This is a genomic window from Microcella sp. (genome assembly GCF_051860105.1).
In the GTDB taxonomy this organism is placed as follows: Bacteria; Actinomycetota; Actinomycetes; order Actinomycetales; family Microbacteriaceae; genus Microcella.
The window spans coordinates 22,857-39,607 of the sequence record NZ_JBHYEO010000004.1 but is presented as its reverse complement, the minus strand read 5'-3'; the positions used below and the strand labels follow the sequence as shown (position 1 = coordinate 39,607).

Here is a 16,751-nt window from a genome sequence, read left to right as displayed (position 1 = left end):
GCGTTGGAGAAGGCCCCCGCGGTCCAGCGGCAGCCGACATTCGGTCTTCGCGCTTCAGGCGTCGCGCGCTACCCGGAATCCCATGTGAGTCGTCGACGAGTCGCGGGACTGCCGCGTGCGAGCGGCTGGCCGATAACGGAGGCAGTACTCGGGTGCGCAGAGATGCGACCCACCCTTTGCGACCCACCCTGAGCTGGTCGCGTCACCAGTCTGCGCGAGGTCGGCCTGCGGGGAGCACTCGCACGCCGGGCTGTGCCGATCCGTCCACGGGGTCGCCGTCCACTCCCAGACGTTGCCGACGACGTCGACGAGTCCATAGCCGTTCGGCGGGAACGTGCCAACCGGGGACGTCCCGTGCCAGCCGCGGGCACCGGTGTTCGACCACGGAAAACTTCCCTGCCACGTGTTAGCCCGGAGGTCGTCGGCGCGCTGCGGTTCATCCCCCCAGGCGAACACCGCACCGTCGATCCCTCCGCGCGCGGCGAACTCCCACTCCACCTCCGTCGGGAGGCGGCCCCCTGCCCACGCGCAGTATGCCTCCGCGTCGTCGAGCGACACCTGCACCACCGGATGATCGCCTTTGTCCCGGATGTCCGAGCCCGGGCCGAAGGGGGTGCGCCAGCACGCCCCCGGCTCCCACGACCACCACTGCCGCCAATCAGAGAGATCCACCGGCCCTGCCGTCATTGTGAAGACGAGGGAGCCGGGGAGCCGCGCCGCGTCATCGAGGCCGGGGAAGTCGTCCTCCGGCAACGGCCGCTCCGCGGTCGTGACGTATCCGGTCGCATCGACGAAGGCCCCAAACTGCGCGTTCGTCACGGGGGCCCGTGCGATGCGGAAACGGTCGACCAACCGCCGGCGCACCGGGGCCTCTTCCGGATAGAACTCGGTCGAACCCATGGCGAACTCTCCGGGCTCGATCGTGACGAGGTCGAGGTTGACGACCGCATCGGTCATGCGACGCCTCCCAACGCGCCCAACACGAACGCGAGCGACACCACCCCAAGGACAACCGCCACCACTGCCACCCCGGTCACCGTGCCGCCGCCAGTTGTCAAGAGGTTCGGATCATCGGCGAGCGCCCGGCGGAAGGCGCGGTAGCGCAGGGCCGTTGCCGCGTACGCAAGCCCAATGACGAGGAGAGCGGGGAGCGCGATCACGGCGGTGACGGCGATCGGAGCATCCGCGCCGTAGCGCACCGCGAGCGCGATGCCAACAGCCAGTGCGAGGCAGGTCCGTCTCCAGGCCAGCAGCGTGCGCTCGAGCTGCAATCCGACGTCGTAGATCGCGCTCACGCCAGGAATGTCCCGATCACGACGAGGAGGATCGCCACTGCCGTGCCGCCCGTCAGGACAGCCCCCACGGCGAACCCCGGGAGAGGGCGCGCGTTGCGCATCGAGCGCTCGGTCGCCGCCCAGGAAAGCCAGCCGTGCACGATCGCGATGAAGGCGATGGCGATGAAAGCGAGGCTGGCGGCGAGGCGGAGCCTCGCCTCGATCGGAGCGTCAAGGGCCTCGAGTGCTACCCCTGCGAGGAGGAGGGCGAGCGCGGTTCTGATCCAGGCGAGGAAGGTCCGCTCGTTGGCGAGCGTGAACCGCGGGTCTGGCTCCTCACCCACGCCGAAGACGGACCGCGGAAAGCGCACCCTCATCGTTACCGGCCCGCCGGCATCAGCGGATTGGGGTGCGGGACACAACCTACAGCCGGTCTAGCGTGTTCGCCCAGAGAGAGCGATTGATCGTTGGTAGGCACCAGGCGAGTCTCGTCGAATGTATTGCGGTCTGGCAAACCGACAGTTGACACGATGAGCGAGTCGACCGCATCGTCGCCCGCTCGCTAGCCTCGAGGCATGCCGTTGACAGGGGAATACGCACCGAGCACCTCCGACTGGGCCCGCGAGCAGGCCGAACTCTACGAGCGCACGAACGGCGCCGAGGGCAACGACCTGCGCGGTCGCCGCATCATCGTGCTCACCACCCTGGGCGCGAAGACGGGGATGCTGCGCAAGACGGCCCTCATGCGCGTCGAGCACGACGGCGACTACGTGGTGGTCGCGTCGAAGGGCGGCGCCCCCGAGAACCCCGTCTGGCACTACAACCTCACGGCGCACCCGCTGTGCGAGCTGCAGGACATGGCCGAGAAGCACGACTACCGCGCGCGACTCCTCGACGGTGATGAGCGTGCCGTGTGGTGGGAGCGGGCGTGCGAGAGCTGGCCCGACTACGCCACCTACCAGCTGAAGACCGAGCGGCAGATTCCGCTGTGGGTTCTCGAGCGGGCGTAGTTCTCGAGAAGGTCTAGCTGGCCTTCCGCTGCAGCAGGTCTTCGGCGGCAACCCAGGCGAGCATCGCGCACTTGACGCGCGCCACATACTTCGAGACCCCACTGAGGGCGGCCGCGTCGCCGAATCGCTCCTCATCGAGCGGCGTCGCGCCGCGCGACCGCAGCGCCTCGCGGAACTCCTCGATGAGAGCCGCCAGCTCCTCCGGCGTCCACGCTGAACCCTCGTCGACCGACTCCTCCGCGAGCGTGGCGAGAAGCGAGGCACTCGCCTGCGAGATCGAGCATCCGGCGCCCTCCCAGGCGACGGCCTCGATGCACTCCCCCGCGCCATCCCATCGCAGGGCCAGGGTGATCTCGTCACCGCACACGGGGTTGCGCTGGTGGCTCGTGATCTCGCCCTCGACGAGCCCGACTCCGTGCGGGTGCTTCGAGTGGTCGATGATGATCTGCTGATACAGCTGCTCGAGGCCGCTCACGATGTGCTCCCGTCGTCGAACCCGAAGAACGGGCGGATGCTCGCCACAGCCTCGAGCGCCCGATCGACCTCGTCGGCCGTCGAGTGCACGCCGAGGCTCAGCCGCAGGCTCGCGGTGACGCCGAAGCGGCGGTGCAGGGGCTGCGCGCAGTGGTGGCCGACGCGCGCGGCGATGCCGGCCTCGTCGAGCACCTGACCGGCGTCGTGGGCGTGCACCTCGTCGACGACGATGCTCGCGAGCCCGACGCGCGGTGCGGGGTTGTCGGCGCCGAGAACGCGCACGTGCGGGATGCGCGCGAGGCCCGCGAGCAGGCGCTCGGTGAGGGCGTGCTCGGTCGCCGCGATGCGGTCGAGGCCGATCTCGGTGACGAAGCGCACGGCCTCGGCGAGCCCGATGGCCTGCGCGATGCGCGGCGTACCGGGTTCGAACCGCTGCGGTGCGGGCAGATACTCGGCGCGTTCCATCGTGACCGTCGTGATCATCGACCCGCCGTAGAGGAACGGGGGCAGCGCGTCGAGCAGCGCTGCGCGGCCGTAGAGCACGCCGATGCCGGTCGGCCCGTAGAGCTTGTGGCCGCTGAACACGGCGATGTCGACGTCGAGCTCGCGCGGGTGCAGGGTGAGGTGCGGCGCCGACTGGCAGGCGTCGAGCACGACGAGCGCGCCGACCGCCCGGGCGAGCGGCACGAGCACCTCGAGCGGCGTGATCGCGCCCGTGACGTTGGAGACGTGGGTGAGCGCGAGCACGCGCGTGCGCTCGCCGATGATCGTGGCGGCGGCATCGAGGTCGAGCGCGCCGTCGTCGAGCACGGGGATGAAGCGCAGGGTCGCTCCCGTGCGGGCCGCGAGCTCTTGCCACGGAATGAGGTTGGCGTGGTGCTCGAGCTCGGTCACGACGATCTCGTCGCCCGCGTGCAATCCGTAGGGTGCCGCCGCCGCACTCGCCCCGGCCCCGCGGCCGATGCTCGCGTTACCGAGGGCGTAGGCGACGAGGTTGAGGGCCTCGGTCGCGTGGCTCGTGAACACGACCTCGTTCTCGTCGACGGCAAGGAAGGCGGCGATCGTGCGGCGGGCATCCTCGTACAGCTCGGTCGCCTCGCCCGCGAGCGTGTGGGCTCCGCGATGCACGGCCGCGTTCGACTGCCGGTAGAAGTCGCTCTCGGCCTCGATGACGCGCAACGGCTTCTGCGCCGTCGCGGCCGAGTCGAGGTAGGCGAGCGGATGCCCGTTCACCTCCCGAGCGAGGATCGGGAACTGCGCGCGGATCGCCTCGATCTCGGCAGGAGTCAGGGGCGCAACAGTCACCCCTCCAGGGTATTGCCCCGCGCTGTACAGCGACTCAGCCGCCGAGCTCGACCTCGTAGACGGGTGTCAGCACGACCGTGACGAGCTCGGGGTCGACGCCGCGATCGGCGAGCGCTGCCTCGAGCGATGCGGTGTCGGGCACCGGCAGCGGCCCTTCGAGATGGAGTGTGAGCTCCGCGCTGCTGTAGTCGATGTTCTGCACGCGCCAGCCCGCCTCGGCGCTCCAGTCGTCGACCACCTCGACGACCGCTCGTTCGATGATCGACTTGGCGCCGATCTCGACGCTCGTCAGCGAGAGCGGGATGCCGATGATGATGAGCATCGAGATGAGCAGCACCGCGGGCTTGCGCAGGCTCGCCGCCCGAGAGCCGCCCGCCGCCACGGCGTCGGCGCCCACAGCGCTGAGCTTGTTGACGCCGTAGAACGACATGACCACGATGCCCGTCGCGATGATCGCCACGACGTTCGTGACGAACAGCAGCAGAGCTCCGAAGGCCTCGTCGACCGCACCCGCCTCGAGGGTGAGCCCTACGACGGTCAGCGGCGGAACAAGCGAGATCGCGATCGCGACCCCCGGCAGCGTGTCAGAGATGTCGCGGCGCACGAGCGCGACCGAGCCGACGACACCCGTGCCGAGAGCGGCGAGCAGGTCGATGAGCCGGGGGCTCACGCGCCCCGCCACTTGCGAGTTCGTCGCCGCGACGACGTCGCCCGTCACCGTGAGACCGATCGCGAAGCCGATCGCGATGGCCACCGCCGCCCCGGCCACGACGAGCAGCAGAGAGCGGATGAGGTTCGCGCGATCGCCGAGCACCGTCGCGAGCATCGTCCCCTGGATGGGCCCGAGCAGCGGAGCGACGATCATCGCGCCGATGACGGCGGCCGTCGAATCGGCCACGACGCCCGCCGAGGCGATGATCGCCGACAGCACCAGCAGCATCCAGAACCGCGAGTAGCGTGCGGGGGCTTCGGGGCCGTCGAAGAACACCGAGGCCCGCATGTCGACAGGGGTGGCGAATCTCGACTCCATGGCGCGAATCTAGCCCCTGCGAGGCCTCCCGCCCATCCCTATAGTGAGAGCATGATCCGCCACATCGTGCTCTTCCGCCTGGCCGCCACCGACGACGCCCAGCGCCGCGACGACGCCCACGGCATCGCCGAGCGGCTCGAAGCGCTCGAGACGCAGATTCCGGGCATCCAGAGCATCCGCGTCGACCGCGACCTCGGCCTCGTCGACGGGCACTGGGATGTCGCGCTCGTCTCCGAGCACGACGACAACGCCGCGCTCGAGGCCTACCAGGTGCACCCCGCGCACAAGGAGGCCGCCGCCTACATCGCCAGCGTGATCAGCGACCGCGCGGTCGTCGACTACTCGGTCTAGCGAGACCCGGATGCCGGCCGACGAGGAGATCACGACGACGGCCTCGCGCATGCCGGGATGGATGATCGCGCGAGCGGGTGAGCAGCTGTCCGTCGAACGCCTGCGCGTCCGGCTGGCCGCGTACGTCTACGGCAACATCCTCGTGCTCACGGCGATCGTGATCGCCACCGGCAAGTCGATCGCCGGCGGCGAGGCGGCCCTGCTCGTGACCGTGACCGCCCTCACGACCTACAGCGCGCACATCCTCGCCCACGATGTCGGCCAGCAGCTCGGCCGCGGGCACGGAGAGCACCGTCCGCACATGGCGCACGAGATCCGCGACGCGCTGCCGATCCTGGTGTCGGGCCTCGTTCCGGCCGTCATCCTCTTCGTCGCCACGTTCAGCTTCATTCCAACGCAGCTCGCGCAGCTGACGGCCGCCGTGTGGGTCGTCGGCCGGCTCGCCCTCATCGGCTTCATCGTCGAGCGGCTCAGCGGCCGACGACCCACCTGGCGCACACTCTCGGGCGGCATGCTGCTCGCCCTGCTGAGCGCGGTCGTCGTGGTGCTCAAAGTGGTGTTCGCGCACTGAGCGCGCGTGGCGCGATCAGCGCTGCGCGATGGGCACGACCCGCGCCCCCGGCAACGTGGCGAGGTACTTGCCCGTCACGAGCAGCTTCGCCCCGCGGATGCCCGCCCCCACGATGAGCGGCCCGCTCGCCGCGACGGCCTCGTCGACCAGGATCACCCACTCGGGCGGCAGGCCCAGCGGGGTCACCCCGCCGTACTGCATGCCGGTCGCCTCGATCACGGCGTCGAGGGGTGCGAAGGATGCCCGACGTGCGTCGAGCATCCGCCGCACCGCCCCGTTCACATCGATGCGATCGCTGCCGAGGATCATGCAGGCGACGAGCGTGCGGGTCTCACCGCGCTTGGCTTCGACGACGACGCAGTTCGCGCCCTGCGACGGGTCGACGCCGTAGTGCGCGCAGAACGCGGCCGTGTCGGCGAGCTCCGCGTCGATCGCCCCGACGAGCACGCGATCGTCGGGGTGCGCGGCGAGGAAGCCGCGCACGGGCGCCGCGAGCAGCTCGGGGTGCTCGGCCGCGGGCGCGAGCTCGAGGGTTCCGAAGCGGGTCGTGCTCACACGCCGAGCGCGGTCAGCCCGCCGTAGACGGCGTAGGCCGGCCAGACGATGGCCTGCAGCAGCCCGACGATGACGCCCCAGAAGCTGCCGTCGCTCTGGCCGATGAAGTAGATCGCCGCGCCGATGTAGGCGAGCAGGCCGGCGAAGCCCCACGTCGCACCCTGCTGCACTGCTTTGCCTGCCATGGTGTTCCTCCCGATCGGTGCACCAGGAGTGCGGTGCAAGCCCCGAATCTACACCTGCGCCGCGTGCCGCCCTCGGCGCGAGAGCCGCCCGTCATGAAGCTCGACCACGCGATCAGCGAGGGCCGCCACCGCGGGATCGTGAGTCGAGACGAGCGCCGCGACGCCCTCGGAGCGCACGACCGAGACGATGAGCGTCATCATCGCGGCCCCTGTGCCGCTGTCGAGCTGACCGGTGGGCTCGTCGGCGAGCAGGATGCGCGGCTGGTTGGCGAGCGCACGCGCGATCCCGACCCGCTGCTGCTGCCCGCCGGAGAGCTCGTACGGCCGCTGCTCGCTGTGGGAGCTGAGACCGACGCGATCCAGCAGCTCGGCCACCCGCGCCTCGCGCTCCGCGGCGGGGGTGCGCAGGATCCGGAGCGGGATCTCGATGTTCTCCGCGGCCGAGAGCACGGGGATCAGGCCGAAGCTCTGGAAGACGTATCCGATGCTCCGCGCGCGCAGATCAGCGGCCGCCGGCTCGCTGAGAGTTCCCAGGTCGGTGCCGTCGATGACGACACGACCAGCGGTCGGCACGTCGAGACCGCCCAGCAGAGTGAGCAGCGTCGTCTTGCCCGATCCCGACGGGCCGCGCAGCACGACGAGCTCACCGGCGTCGATGCTGAGATCGACGCCATCGAGTGCCGTGACGGCGCGGTCGCCCGAACCGAACGTGCGGCTGAGGCCCTCGGTCTGCAGAACGACAGTCATGACGGCTCCTCGGCGCTCGGGCTCGGCGTCGTCGTGGGCGGCGCGGCAGAAGGCGCAACGGCATCGAGCCCCGGCCTCACCTCGACATGCTCGGGCTGGAGGCTGAGCCGAACCCGCTCTCTGAGGCCGAGGGCATCGACGTAGTCTTGCGGCAGCTGCAGTCGGCCGACCTTATCGAGCACCACGAACTCTTCGGCATGCAACTCACCGGTGTCGTCGGCCGTGCGTCGCAGCGTCTCGGTCGCCGTGCGGCCGTCGCGGATCTGAACCGTGCGCCGCACATGCTGCGAGACGCTCGCATCGTGCGTGACGATGAGCGTGGTGACGCCCAACTCGCGGTTGACGGCGCGCATCGCCTCGAGCACGTCGGCGGTGCTGTCGTCATCGAGCTCTCCGGTCGGCTCGTCAGCGAGCAGTACGGTCGGGGTGTTGGCGAGCGCCACGGCCATCGCGACGCGCTGCTGCTGCCCGCCCGAGAGCTCGGCGGGCAGTCGATCGGCGAGCTCGGCGACGCCGACGAGCTCGAGCAGCTCGGCCGTGCGTGCGGCCCGCTCGCGACGCCGCGACCCGCCGATCGACAGGACGAGCTCGAGGTTGTCGGTCGCGCTGAGATAGGGCACCAGATTGCGACTCGTCTGCTGCCAGATGAAGCCCACCGTGTGCCGCCGATACAGCACGCGCTCACGTTCGGTCATGGTGAGCAGATCGTGGCCGGCAACCCTCGCCGCACCCGCGGTAGGAGCATCCAGCCCCGAGAGGATCGTCAGCAAGGTCGACTTCCCCGACCCGCTCGCGCCGACGACGGCGGTGAGCTCACCGGGCTCGACGCGGAGACTGAGGCCTTGCAGCGCCTGCACCTCGACGCCCTGAGCGATGAAGATGCGCACCAGGTCGGTGCACAGGATGTGCGGTTCGGTCATGGTGACTCCGTTCGCAGGGCGGTGAGCAGCGGGGGCCGGCGGTCGATGGCGGTCGCGATGACGATGAGGGCGATCATCGCAGCAAGCGTTGCGGTGACGACACCACCGACGAGGGCGAGATCGATGGATGCGCCCACCGGGTCAGCCGCACCCGTCACGAACCGCAGGTCGATCGCGGCGGTCGCGAGCGGCACGAGGCCGACGCCTACGAACCCGCCGACGAGTGTGCCGAGGATCGCCGGTGGCGCGAGTTCCCACGCCACGAGGGATGCGGATCGCCGGGCACCGAGGATGTGCGCGAGCGCTTGCACGCGCTGGCGTCGCGGACGACCGACGAGCGCGGCGACGGCGAGCGCGGTGATCGCGAGGGCGACCGCGAGAACAGCGGCAGAGGACAGCGTGACCCGCAGTGCAGCGGTCAGCGGCACGGCGCGCTGCTCGGCCGCGAGGGACTCTGCGATCGCGACCCGCGCATCCCCTACCGGCACGTCGGCAGTGAGGTCGCGGAGCGCTGCCCCGAGCTCCGCCGGGCTCACTCCCGGCGCCGGTTCCGCGATCACGGTGTCGATGGCGGGACGGCTCGCGAACAGCTCCGCATCCGCCTCGCCGACGAGCACCCATGAACTTGGAGCGCCGAAGCCCGCTGACACGCGGCCCGTGGCGACGACGGTGACGGGCACTCCCCCGACCGCGATGTCGGCATCGGGTGCGGGAAGACCATCGGTGTCGGGCAAGAGGTCGTCGCTGAGCATCACGGGCACGCGGTCGCCCTCGGCTGTCGGTGATGCCGGAGGCCAGTCGGACGGCGCGTCGGAACGCAGTCGGGCGGTGGTGTCGTCGATCGTGATCACGGTTGCGTTCTCGCGCACTCCGTCGATGCCGAGCACGGCGGGGCCGACGATGTCGATGCCGCCGGCAGCCGCCGCCTCAGGCAGCTCACGGACGGCGGTCAACAGTTCGCCGCTCACCGCCGGACCGGTGATGCGCACGGCAGCCCCGAGCTCATCGCGGGCGGATCGGTCGAGCCCCGCGTCGAGAACAGCCAGCAGCGAGAGCGACGAGACGGCGACCGACGCCGCGATCACGGTGGCGACGACGACAGGAACGCCGACTGCTCGGTCGCGGGATGCTCGGCGCGAGCCGATCATCGACACCGCTGTCCCGGTCCGGCCGATGACGCGGTGCACGGCGGTGAGCAGCACCGGGTACACCCGCACGGTGATCGCGCTCGCGGCGAGCGCGACGAGGAGCGGCATGGCCGCCAGGAGCGGATCAGCCCCCACCGCGGAGGCCGACGTGACGATGCCGCGCTGCAGCACGAGCGACACCGAGACCGCGGCGAGCGCGATGATGACCAGCTCCGCGAGCTGGCGCACTCGACCTGGGCCCGCGAGGTCGGCCCGCCGCTCGCGCACATCGGCCGCGCGCGGGACGAGGCTAGCGAGCATGGCGGCTGGCACGAGGGCGATGAGCGCCAGGGCCGTGACGAGCGCGGGCGAGAGCAGACCGGCGATGAGTGCGCTGGGGCTGTCACCGATCAGCGAACCCGAGAGCAGCGCGCTCGCGACGGCGCCGACGAGCGTGGCGGGAACGGTGATGAGCAGCGAGTCGACGACGACGCCCCACCGCAGTCGCGTGCGTGAGGCACCGCGCGCGAGTTGCAGGGCGAGCACCGATCGACGTCGGTCGATCGTGGAGCGGGACGCGAGCAGCAGCACGACGGCGAGTGTGCCGAGCGGACCGGCGACCATGAGGGCGAGCACCGCAGTCGTCACCGACGCGCGATCGAGCACATCGTCGGCGGCGGCGGAGATATCCGAACTGAGCGTCGCGGTGATCGAGAGGGAGTCATCGCCGACGATCAAGGGAACAGTCACGCCCGTCGACACGAACGCGCGGAGCTGGGGCAGGAACACGTCGATCGAGCGCGCATCGAGGCGGGAGACATCGAGCGGGTACCTGACGATGATCGGGCCGAACGCCGTCGGAGCGCCGACGCTCAAGGGGTTCACGAAGGCCGCGGCGGTCTCGCGCGGTTGCTGATTGCCATCGTCGAACCGCTCGGATTCGGGAGCGCCCGGGATTCCGATCCAGTAGGGGTCGTCCGCATCAACGGGTTCGACGATGCCGACGAGCAGGAGGTCGATAGCCGACACACGGTCTACCCGGCGTTCTCCGATTGACCAGCGCAGAGCATCCGCTCCCTCGGCAGTGAGCACCAGCTCGACGGGCGCCGCCTGCCCGGCTTCCGGCTCGGGTTGCACGAGCGTGCCCGGCGGCAGTGCCGACGCGCCCGCGACCCACGGGTCAGGGAACCGGCCCTCGATGATGGCGACGCGTTCATCGAGAAGGGGATCGATGACGGTGCGAACACGGAAGAGGGGGTCAGCGGGCTCCGGAGTCTGCGCCGGCACCGTGACCGGCTCGTTGATGATGACGATCTCGGCATCGCCGAGCGACGACCGCAGCGGCTCCGGTTGCGATTCCCGCGCCTCCTGCAGGGTGCTGAACAGGCTGCCGTACGCCTCCTCCTCGGTCAGAGGCTCGGAGGCGAAGATCGGCAGGTCGATGACGGTGAGGTCGAGGATCTCACCGGTCGGGTCGCGTCGGTCGTCGGGAAGGTCCGCGATCGCGGTGCGCAACTCTTGCGAGGTGGCGTGGGTCACCCCGATCGGTGCGGCCACGACGATCGCCGCCGCGAGAGCGACCACGATGCCGAGCAGCACGAGCGTGGCTCCGGCCGAGCGCAACTGGGCGAGAGGGATGCGGAGAGGGTGCGTCATCGCAGCACCTCCCGGGCCGAGAGCGTGCGCGCCTGACGAGCGGCATGGCGTCCGGCGCCGAGGCTGAGGGCGGTGATCACCACGACCATCAGCGTCACGACTGCCGCGGCGGGCACCGGCTCGATGATCGCGATCACCGGCAGAGCCGGCGGAACATCGACGATGAGGGCTCGAGAGAGGTCGCCCACGAGAAGCAGCGCGGCACCAGCTCCGACCAGGATCCCGCCCACCGTCGCGACGGTCAGCAGGGCGGCGAACTCGAGGGCGCGCGCGCGGGCCTGCACGCGCTCGGCGACCCCGATCGCTCGAAGCACCACCACATCCCCATCACGAACTCCGCCGATCGCCCGGGAGACGATCGCGGAGGCGACGATCGCGAGCAGCACGGCGCCGAGCGCGGCCACCCACAGAGCGACGCGGGCTCCTTCGGCGAGCACCCCCGTGGGCGCATCAGCAACGACCTCAACCGACGACCCGGCGGGCGCGAGACCCCGCAGCTCGTCGGCCGCCCTCCTCTGAGACGCCGCGTCGACTCGGGCGCCACCGACCGGCGCCACCCACACGGCGGAGACCGGCAGGGGGCTCTCAGAGACAGCGAGCTGCGACTGCGCGAGTGCGACCAGTTCGACGGCGACGGCGGCGGCGGTCACCGCGCCGGGCACGGCGGGCACGATGTCGGTCACGACCCCCACGATCTGCCGCCCCGACCCCGCGACGGTCACCGTGATGCTGTCACCCGTCTCGGCCCCGACACGATCAGCTGCGGGCGCCGTGACCGCGAGACGCAGGGTGGTCGGTTCGGGCATGAGGCGAACGACCCCCGTGACGCCGGGGCGCGCATCCCACTGCTCATCGACAGCGACCACGCTCTCTGCTCCCACGGCGTCGGTCGCGATGATCCCTGACAGCACGACGTCGAGTTCGCGCTCGCTCGCGACCGCTTGCACGTCGACGGCGAGGAGCCGCCACGGGCCGCCGACCGCAGGCAACGAGGCCACCCCGCCCTCGTTCGAGGTGACGCGCGTGAGACCGCCCTGCGCGTCTGCGATCCAGAACGCGGCACGCATCCCCTCGTCGGCGAGCCGGATGGTCGTGGCCGGTGCGCCGATCTCGACACCCGGCAGCGGTTCGACCCCGATCGCCGCGGCGAGCCGTTCGCGGTCGACGGCGCCGCCCGCACTCGCGGTGACCTCGGTGAGCGTCGACGGATCGATCGCGACCAGGGTTGCCGGTTCACCGGCGACCGAAAGTTCCACTACGGAGACGGGTGCGCCCATCCAGGCGACCCCGGCCAGAGTGACAGGAGTGCCCATCGCCCCCACCGATGCACGCGCGTCGGCGTCGAGCACTCCCCCACTGACCACGAGCTCCGCGCCGAGCGTGAGCTCGCGACTCGCGCTCTCCGATGATCGTGTCGTCGTGTCGACCGTCGCGGCGATGACCAGGCCCCCGACGGTCAGCGCGATGAGCAGCACGGGTGCAGTGACGATCGTTGCCGAGCGCGCGAGCGGTCGCGCGACGAGCACCGGGGTGAGACGATCGCCGAGCGCCGCCACCTTCGATGCGAGCCGAGCGAGCGGTTCGACGAGCACGACGATGAGCAGCGCCCCGGCGACGAGGACGAGCACGGGGGTGAGCGCGACGAGCGGGTCGACAGCGATGCCCGCGTCTGCCGTCGGCGCGACGGGTCCGCGATAGAGCAGGAACTGGCTCACGGCGACGCCGGCAGCGATGACGCTCACCACGAGGGCGGCGGCGCTCACGGAGCGCGACGGGCGGCCGGAATCGAGGAGCGTGTCGCGGCGCAGGGCGGTTCGGGCGCTGCGTGCGGTGATGACGACCGCGAGCAGCACGGTCACCACGATGACCGCCAGCGCGCATCCGCCGGTGACGGCGATCAGCGGCGCGGGATCAGCGAGCGCCCGTTCGACAGCCCCGGGGCGAGCGGTGAGGGTGATGGCCGCGCCGACGAGCGCGCCGAATACGCCAGAGGGCAGAGCGATGATGAGCGACTCGACCGCCGCGCTCGATGCGAGCCGCCGCGGCGAGGCTCCTCGCGAGCGCAGCAGGGTCGTCTCCTCCCGCCGCACGGTCGTCAGGAGGCGTTGCAGTTCGAGCAGGGTCGTCAGCGCGGTGACCCCGACGAGCGCGAGCGCCACCGGGATGATGGCCCCGACTCCCGCGGCCGCGCGCTGCACCTCGGCGACGGTGCTCCTGAGCCCGCCGTCGACGACGATGCCGGTGCCCTGGCTGCGGGGGTCGTCGTCGATCAGCTGCGCCAGCAGCGGTAACCCGGCCGCGATCTCGTCGAGCGCGACGGGCTGCGCCCTGCGCGGATCGAGCGCCGAGACCCACTGGGCGATCGGCCGAGTCGAGAGGCCGCGCCAGAGCCCCTCGTCGACGACGAGCGGGCCGACGGTCGAGCCCACCACCCCGTTCTCCACAAGTGGGTCGCCCGCCCAGGCCGGGTCGCCGCTGTCGAGGGGCAGCCACAGCGCGGTGACCGTGACCTCGATCGGTTCATCACTCGTTCCGGGCAGGGTGATGCGGTCGCCGACCTCGAGGTCGAGCGCGTCGGCCGCCAGGCGGTGAAGGGCCGCTTCTCGCCGTGTCGCAGGCCATGTGCCCCCGACGATCTCGACCCGGTCGAGCACTCGCTCATCGCTGAGGAGCACGACGGGATCGTCAGCCTCGGCGACCTCGAGAGGCTCGCTCCGAATGCTCGGCTGCGGCGCGAACGCCGCCGTCGGCATCAGGCTGTCGAGCGCGTCGCGCACCGCCGCATCCTGCTCCTCCGCCGCGCGGAGCGCGGCGGACTCGCTCGCGGCGCCCTGGCCGGCCCAGCGGATCGCGACCCGCACGACGGCATCACCGCCCCGTGCCGCGCTGATGACGGCACCCGCGCCGTCGATGACGGTCGCCTGAGCGAGGCTGCCGAGCCCCGCTCCGAGCCCCGCAGACAGTGCCACGACGCCCGCGGTCGCGAGCAACAGTGACTGGCGACTGCGCAGTCGGCGAACGAGCATCATGAGCGGTGGATGCTCGTCGTCAGTGCCGAGGAAGCGCTCATCGGGCGAGGCTATCAGTGGCGAGAATTGCTCGATCAGGACGCGCGGGCACGACCCACCTGCGGGCGCCGACGCTCATGGGGCGACGACGTAGTCGGCGAGGTGCTGGCCCGTGAGGGTCGACCGCGCGGCGACGAGCTCGGCCGGCGTGCCTTCGAACACGACCCGGCCGCCGTCGTGGCCCGCGCCGGGCCCGAGGTCGATGATCCAGTCGGCGTGGGCCATGACGGCCTGGTGGTGCTCGATGACGATGACCGAGGTGCCGCCGTCGACGAGCCGGTCGAGCATGCCGAGCAACTGCTCGACGTCGGCGAGGTGCAGGCCGCTCGTCGGCTCGTCGAGCACCAGCACGCGGCCCGTGTCGGCCATCGCCATGGCGAGCTTGAGGCGCTGCCGCTCACCGCCCGAGAGCGTCGAGAGCGGCTGCCCGATCGTGAGATAGCCGAGTCCGACGTCGACGAGGCGCTGCAGGATGGCGTGCGCGGCGGGCACGCGCGACTCCCCCGCGGCGAAGAAGTGCACGGCGTCGCTCACGGGCATCGCCAGCACGTCGGTGATGCTCGCCGCACCCAGGCGGTACTCGAGCACGGAGGCCTGGAAGCGGCGGCCGCCGCAGTCTTCACAGGGCGAGGAGACCGAGGCGAGCATCCCGAGATCGGTGTCGATGACGCCGGCGCCTTTGCACGTGGGGCAGGCGCCCTCAGAGTTGGCGCTGAAGAGCGCGGGCTTGACCCCGTTGGCCTTGGCGAACGCCTTGCGAATCGGCTCGAGCATGCCCGTGTAGGTGGCGGGGTTGCTGCGGCGCGAGCCGCGGATCGCGCCCTGATCGACCGCGACGACCCCCTCGCGCGGTGCCCCCGCGGCATCGTGCGCGACCGAGCCGTGGATGAGCGAGCTCTTGCCCGATCCCGCCACGCCCGTGACGACGACGAGCACGCCGAGCGGCACGTCGACGTCGACCGACTGCAGATTGTGGCTGGATGCTCCGCGCACGCTGATCGCCCCCGTCGGCGTGCGCACGCCCGGCTTGAGGGCCGCGCGGTCGTCGAGGTGCCGCCCGGTGAGCGTGCCGCTCGCGCGCAGCCCGGCGAGGTCGCCCTCGAAGACGATCTCGCCGCCCGCCGACCCCGCGCCGGGGCCCAGGTCGACGACGTGGTCGGCGATGGCGATCGCCTCGGGCTTGTGCTCGACGACGAGCACGGTGTTTCCCTGGTCGCGCAAGCGCAGCAGCAACTCGTTCATGCGCTGGATGTCGTGCGGGTGCAGCCCGACGGTGGGCTCGTCGAAGACGTAGGTCACGTCGGTGAGCGACGAGCCGAGGTGCCGGATCATCTTGGTGCGCTGAGCCTCGCCGCCCGAGAGGGTGCCCGCCGGCCGGTCGAGGCTCAGGTAGCCGAGGCCGATCTCGGCGAACGAGTCGAGCGTGTGCTGCAGCCCGGCGACGAGCGGCGCGACGCCCGGGTCGTCAATCGCGCGCACCCACGCGGCGAGGTCGCTGATCTGCATGGCGCACGCCTCGGCGATGTTCACCCCGGCGATGCGCGACGACCGCGCGGCTTCGCTCAGCCGCGTGCCCTCGCACTCGGGGCACGCCGTGAACGTGACCGCCCGCTCGACGAAGGCGCGGATATGCGGCTGCATCGCGTCGACGTCTTTGCTCAGCATCGATTTCTGGATGCGCGGCACGAGCCCCTCGTAGGTCATATTGATGCCCGTGATCTTGACCTTGGTCGGCTCTTTGTAGAGGAAGTCGTTCAGCATCTCGGGGCTGAAGTCGCGCACCGGCACGTCGCCGTCGACGAAGCCCGACTCGGTGAAGATGCGGATGTACCAGCCCTCGGCTGTGTAGCCGGGCACCGTGATGGCGCCCTCGTTGAGCGACCTGCTCTCGTCGTAGAGCTGGCTCAGGTCGATGTCGGTGATGCTGCCCATGCCCTCGCACCGCGGGCACATGCCGCCGAGGTAGATCTCGTTCTCGATGACCGTGCGCTCGCCTGTCGAGCTCTCGCGCTCGCCGCTGACGCGCGTCGTCGGCACGTTGAACGAGAAGGCGTTGGGCGGGCCGATCTGCGGCTGGCCCAGCCGGCTGAACAGCACGCGCAGCATCGCGTTGGCGTCGGTCGCGGTGCCGACGGTCGAGCGCGAGTTGGCGCCCATGCGCTCTTGGTCGACGATGATCGCGGTCGTGAGCCCCTCGAGCCGGTCGACGTCGGGGCGGGCGAGGCTCGGCATGAAGTTCTGCACGAAGGCGCTGTAGGTCTCGTTGATCATGCGCTGCGACTCGGCCGCGATGGTTGCGAACACCAGGCTCGACTTTCCCGAGCCGGAGACGCCCGTGAAGACGGTCAGTCGACGCTTCGGAAGGTCGACGCTGACGTTCTTCAGGTTGTTCTCGCGCGCCCCCTGCACCCGGATGAGGTCGTGGCGGTCGGCGGGGTGCCTCGCATCGGTCATCCGCTCAGTCTGGTGCACCAGCAT

Annotated in this window: 16 protein-coding genes; 3 read left to right on the top strand and 13 right to left on the bottom strand. The window is 70.9% G+C overall.

Translation table 11 applies throughout. The annotated features are described in order from the left end of the window. Window positions 1–54: 54 nt before the first annotated feature. From ACTIE9_RS03265 to ACTIE9_RS03255, 3 genes are read right to left on the bottom strand one after another with little or no spacing between them, the layout of a single operon-like run. Complete coding sequence (locus tag ACTIE9_RS03265) at window positions 55–957, bottom strand: formylglycine-generating enzyme family protein (RefSeq protein ID WP_439564142.1); 903 nt, start codon at window positions 955–957, stop codon at window positions 55–57. Then, the gene (locus ACTIE9_RS03260) at window positions 954–1,295 is read right to left on the bottom strand and encodes a DUF202 domain-containing protein (protein WP_439564141.1); all 342 of its coding nucleotides are present in this window, start codon (window positions 1,293–1,295) and stop codon (window positions 954–956) included. Before ACTIE9_RS03260 ends, ACTIE9_RS03265 begins: the two co-directional genes overlap by 4 nt. After that, entirely contained in the window at window positions 1,292–1,618 is a 327-nt protein-coding gene (locus tag ACTIE9_RS03255) for a YidH family protein (protein ID WP_439564140.1), read from the bottom strand. Before ACTIE9_RS03255 ends, ACTIE9_RS03260 begins: the two co-directional genes overlap by 4 nt. Before the next feature lie 231 nt (window positions 1,619–1,849). Here ACTIE9_RS03255 and ACTIE9_RS03250 point away from each other — a divergent pair, with 231 nt between their 5' ends. Then, a complete protein-coding gene (locus ACTIE9_RS03250) occupies window positions 1,850–2,284 on the top strand; it encodes a nitroreductase family deazaflavin-dependent oxidoreductase (RefSeq protein WP_439564139.1) in 435 nt (144 codons plus the stop codon). 13 nt (window positions 2,285–2,297) lie between these two features. Here ACTIE9_RS03250 and sufU read toward each other — a convergent pair whose 3' ends face one another. Genes sufU through ACTIE9_RS03235 form a run of 3 tightly spaced genes read right to left on the bottom strand, consistent with a single transcriptional unit; the run spans window position 2,298 to window position 5,093 of the window. Next, entirely contained in the window at window positions 2,298–2,759 is a 462-nt protein-coding gene (gene sufU, locus ACTIE9_RS03245; protein WP_439564138.1) for a Fe-S cluster assembly sulfur transfer protein SufU, read from the bottom strand. Next, window positions 2,756–4,063, bottom strand: coding sequence for a SufS family cysteine desulfurase (locus ACTIE9_RS03240; RefSeq protein ID WP_439564137.1), 1,308 nt, complete (start codon window positions 4,061–4,063; stop codon window positions 2,756–2,758). Before ACTIE9_RS03240 ends, sufU begins: the two co-directional genes overlap by 4 nt. 34 nt (window positions 4,064–4,097) lie before the next feature. Next, entirely contained in the window at window positions 4,098–5,093 is a 996-nt protein-coding gene (locus ACTIE9_RS03235; RefSeq protein WP_439564136.1) for a DUF389 domain-containing protein, read from the bottom strand. 51 nt (window positions 5,094–5,144) lie between these two features. On the opposite strand from ACTIE9_RS03235, the gene ACTIE9_RS03230 reads away from it, so the two are divergent. Further along, a complete protein-coding gene (locus ACTIE9_RS03230) occupies window positions 5,145–5,444 on the top strand; it encodes a Dabb family protein (protein ID WP_439564135.1) in 300 nt (99 codons plus the stop codon). A gap of 10 nt (window positions 5,445–5,454) precedes the next feature. Beyond that, on the top strand, window positions 5,455–6,015 hold the full coding sequence (locus ACTIE9_RS03225) for a hypothetical protein (protein WP_439564134.1): 561 nt from the start codon (window positions 5,455–5,457) through the stop codon (window positions 6,013–6,015). A gap of 15 nt (window positions 6,016–6,030) precedes the next feature. Here the strand turns inward: ACTIE9_RS03225 and ACTIE9_RS03220 are convergent, their stop codons facing one another. From ACTIE9_RS03220 to ACTIE9_RS03190, 7 genes are all read right to left on the bottom strand, one after another. Next, complete coding sequence (locus ACTIE9_RS03220; protein ID WP_439564133.1) at window positions 6,031–6,570, bottom strand: YbaK/EbsC family protein; 540 nt, start codon at window positions 6,568–6,570, stop codon at window positions 6,031–6,033. Further along, on the bottom strand, window positions 6,567–6,755 hold the full coding sequence (locus ACTIE9_RS03215; RefSeq protein WP_439564132.1) for a hypothetical protein: 189 nt from the start codon (window positions 6,753–6,755) through the stop codon (window positions 6,567–6,569). Before ACTIE9_RS03215 ends, ACTIE9_RS03220 begins: the two co-directional genes overlap by 4 nt. A 48-nt stretch (window positions 6,756–6,803) precedes the next feature. Beyond that, complete coding sequence (locus tag ACTIE9_RS03210) at window positions 6,804–7,502, bottom strand: ABC transporter ATP-binding protein (protein WP_439564131.1); 699 nt, start codon at window positions 7,500–7,502, stop codon at window positions 6,804–6,806. Beyond that, entirely contained in the window at window positions 7,499–8,422 is a 924-nt protein-coding gene (locus tag ACTIE9_RS03205; protein WP_439564130.1) for an ABC transporter ATP-binding protein, read from the bottom strand. Before ACTIE9_RS03205 ends, ACTIE9_RS03210 begins: the two co-directional genes overlap by 4 nt. Then, window positions 8,419–11,205 carry an FtsX-like permease family protein gene (locus ACTIE9_RS03200; RefSeq protein ID WP_439564129.1) on the bottom strand — a complete coding sequence of 929 codons (2,787 nt, stop codon included), beginning with the start codon at window positions 11,203–11,205 and terminating at the stop codon, window positions 8,419–8,421. Before ACTIE9_RS03200 ends, ACTIE9_RS03205 begins: the two co-directional genes overlap by 4 nt. Continuing rightward, the gene (locus ACTIE9_RS03195; RefSeq protein ID WP_439564128.1) at window positions 11,202–14,234 is read right to left on the bottom strand and encodes an FtsX-like permease family protein; all 3,033 of its coding nucleotides are present in this window, start codon (window positions 14,232–14,234) and stop codon (window positions 11,202–11,204) included. Before ACTIE9_RS03195 ends, ACTIE9_RS03200 begins: the two co-directional genes overlap by 4 nt. A 114-nt stretch (window positions 14,235–14,348) precedes the next feature. Next, entirely contained in the window at window positions 14,349–16,727 is a 2,379-nt protein-coding gene (locus tag ACTIE9_RS03190; protein ID WP_439564127.1) for an ATP-binding cassette domain-containing protein, read from the bottom strand. Between the last annotated feature and the right edge of the window lie 24 nt (window positions 16,728–16,751).

What these genes read in the sequence shown, in the direction of transcription:
- ACTIE9_RS03265 (WP_439564142.1), bottom strand. Translation starts at nt 957, where the DNA reads ATGACCGATGCGGTCGTCAACCTCGACCTCGTCACGATCGAGCCCGGA.
- ACTIE9_RS03250 (WP_439564139.1), top strand. Translation starts at nt 1,850, where the DNA reads ATGCCGTTGACAGGGGAATACGCACCGAGCACCTCCGACTGGGCCCGC.
- ACTIE9_RS03235 (WP_439564136.1), bottom strand. Translation starts at nt 5,093, where the DNA reads ATGGAGTCGAGATTCGCCACCCCTGTCGACATGCGGGCCTCGGTGTTC.
- ACTIE9_RS03230 (WP_439564135.1), top strand. Translation starts at nt 5,145, where the DNA reads ATGATCCGCCACATCGTGCTCTTCCGCCTGGCCGCCACCGACGACGCC.
- ACTIE9_RS03225 (WP_439564134.1), top strand. Translation starts at nt 5,455, where the DNA reads ATGCCGGCCGACGAGGAGATCACGACGACGGCCTCGCGCATGCCGGGA.
- ACTIE9_RS03215 (WP_439564132.1), bottom strand. Translation starts at nt 6,755, where the DNA reads ATGGCAGGCAAAGCAGTGCAGCAGGGTGCGACGTGGGGCTTCGCCGGC.
- ACTIE9_RS03210 (WP_439564131.1), bottom strand. Translation starts at nt 7,502, where the DNA reads ATGACTGTCGTTCTGCAGACCGAGGGCCTCAGCCGCACGTTCGGTTCG.
- ACTIE9_RS03205 (WP_439564130.1), bottom strand. Translation starts at nt 8,422, where the DNA reads ATGACCGAACCGCACATCCTGTGCACCGACCTGGTGCGCATCTTCATC.
- ACTIE9_RS03200 (WP_439564129.1), bottom strand. Translation starts at nt 11,205, where the DNA reads ATGACGCACCCTCTCCGCATCCCTCTCGCCCAGTTGCGCTCGGCCGGA.
- ACTIE9_RS03195 (WP_439564128.1), bottom strand. Translation starts at nt 14,234, where the DNA reads ATGATGCTCGTTCGCCGACTGCGCAGTCGCCAGTCACTGTTGCTCGCG.
- ACTIE9_RS03190 (WP_439564127.1), bottom strand. Translation starts at nt 16,727, where the DNA reads ATGACCGATGCGAGGCACCCCGCCGACCGCCACGACCTCATCCGGGTG.